The organism is Candidatus Thiosymbion oneisti (assembly GCF_900092655.1).
Lineage (GTDB): Bacteria > Pseudomonadota > Gammaproteobacteria > Chromatiales > Chromatiaceae > Thiosymbion > Thiosymbion oneisti.
Genome location: NZ_FLUY01001558.1, coordinates 1 through 350, shown reverse-complemented (window position 1 = coordinate 350; position 350 = coordinate 1). Strand labels below are relative to the sequence as shown.

The following is a 350-nucleotide window of genomic DNA, read 5'->3' as shown; positions in this document are numbered from 1 at the left end:
CGGGAGCCCAGGGTACACCAGGTCATCAGTGAGCTATTGGGGGGCGCTATCGAGCCCGGACTCGCCCCGCCCAGCGAAGACGACCAGCTCTATGTGCAGGACCTGGGACTGATCCGCACCCGCCCGCAAGTCGAGATCGCCAATCCCATCTACCGGGAGATCATCCCACGTGCTTTGACCTGGATTACCCAGACCCGAATCCCACAGGAGACCGTCTGGTATGTGGACCGGGACGGACGCCTGGATTTTCCCAAGCTGCTCGATGCCTTCCAACACTTCTTTCGGGAAAACAGCGAGATCTGGATCGAACGGTTCGACTACAAGGAGGCCGGACCCCAGCTCTTGATGCA

The 350-nt window shown here is 60.3% G+C and carries 1 pseudogene; it reads left to right on the top strand.

Features of this window, described 5'->3' with window-relative positions:
* A pseudogene (locus tag BQ17_RS22045) lies at positions 1–350 on the top strand (ATP-binding protein); the annotation flags it as partial.